Origin of the sequence: Acetobacter papayae JCM 25143 (assembly GCF_000613285.1) — a bacterium.
Classification (GTDB): Bacteria; Pseudomonadota; Alphaproteobacteria; order Acetobacterales; family Acetobacteraceae; genus Acetobacter; species Acetobacter papayae.
In genome coordinates, this window is record NZ_BAIN01000144.1 from 1 (window position 1) to 1,809 (window position 1,809).

Genomic DNA, 1,809 nt, shown 5'->3' on the forward strand with positions numbered 1-1,809 from the left:
TTGAATATCAGGGTCATGCAGCGGTTCTGACATCCCGATTGAGCCTCCCGGCTTCGTTCAAGACGATCTATCTCTCAGCGGTTTCGACGGCGCGTGTCGAAGGCGCAATCGCAAAAGCAGACGCAATTTTCAAGCGCATGACAATGCGCAACATGTCCATTTCGCCCTACGCAATGCGAACCAAAACCGTCGAAGCACAGAACCTCGCCAATGTTGTTGGACCGGCAGGAAGCAGGCGCTATGCGCATCGCACCTACAGTGTTTTTGCGAGCGGCACGGAGACTACCGCAACACCAAGTACAGGTCGTATCGGTATTCGTTCGGCGCGCGCCGATCTTTCAGGCATCGTGACCTTCGCAAAAGGCGTTATCGATGAACTCCGTGTCGATCGTGCTGACGTTTCACCCTTCATCAGGTCTTTTGCCCGACCGGTGTCATTGACCGAAGTTCTGGCAGCGTCGGTGCCCATCGCCATGGCGATTGATACAAACAGACTGTCCGACACCTTGGGTAATGACGAAGCAGGCATCAGGCTTATTCGTCTGGATGGTGATGCGAAGGTCGAACTCTCCGCACCCGAACTAATGGCGTTGATTGTGCAGCTTGATCGCCCTCTGAATATTGAAGAGAGTGAGGGTGTCAGGCTAGCACGCGAACCCGCAACAGGCGATCAGGCGGCATCGATCAGCCTGAATAGAGACCGCATCGTCCTCCGGTCCCTGTCCTTACCTCCGGCATCGGATGTCTACGTGGAAAGAGCCAACGAGGATCTGGGTAGAAATGGCGTCTTCCAAAAGCTACACAAATACCTCGACGAGATCAAAGCGCTCATCGTTCTCTTCGACGACGTGCGATTGGCCTATATTGATGGGCAGGTCTTCCGGGACGAGACGCTTATGAACGGCGGGGGAGAATTCCTGCAGTATTTTACTGCCAGCGCGGCGTTGACTCCTGTTGTCAGCGAAAAAGGAAACTTCACCGCTGCACAGACTACCTTCGATGCTACGTCAAGTTTTGGGGCAATTGTCGATCATATTGCCGCCGCCGATCCGATTTTGCTGTGCGACGATCTTGGGGATGAGTGGGCTGACTTCATTGGAGTCACTGACCATGCGGGGCTTACGCAAATCTCGTTCTACCACGCAAAGCATGGAACGCTTTCCCTTGGTGCCAGCCCCTTTCATGTCTCGGTGAGTCAGGCGATCAAGAACCTAGGCAACATGACGTTTCCCGAAGAGCGTCTCACGGCAAAACTGCAATTATGGGGTTCGAGCTACAACGCGCCGGGTCAGAACACACAGATTCCAAGAACCATACGCTCGAACGCTGCTGATCTTGCGGTCTCTCTGCGACGCGCAAGAACGGCCCCCGATGCGCGTCGACGCGTTGTCATTGTGACTTCGTCGCTCAGTCTGCAGGCGGTCGCTAACGAATTTGTGGCCATTCAAAACGGTGGCAGACCTACACCATCCTTCGTGCAACTTTACTGGCTGCTGCAATCCTTCTTCTCGGCATGCACGGAAGTCGGCGCGAACGGTTCGGTCGTTTGTCAGCCTTGAGGCCCTTCCGAAAGGCTCGAGGCGCGTCGCATCGACTGTTACTGATCGCGCGAACGGCAGCTTTCAGTAGGCAGTCGCCCGAAACCTGTCAGACCGCTTCCCCCCCTGAACAGCCTGTCTATTCTACATTGTGGGAGCAGACAGGCGGCAGACGCCTCATTGCAGACTTATGTGCGTGAATGCGGTAATCCCGGAAGCGGACATTGTAGGGTGCCTTTATCATGCACTGCCAACCTTAAGCGATCCTACG

Annotated in this window: 1 protein-coding gene; it reads left to right on the top strand. The window is 55.0% G+C overall.

Going from position 1 to position 1,809, the window contains the following annotated elements; translation table 11 throughout:
• A partial coding sequence (locus tag JCM25143_RS21145; RefSeq protein WP_025861820.1) for a hypothetical protein occupies positions 1 to 1,559 on the top strand: 1,559 nt, incomplete at its 5' end.
• Positions 1,560 to 1,809 lie beyond the last annotated feature (250 nt).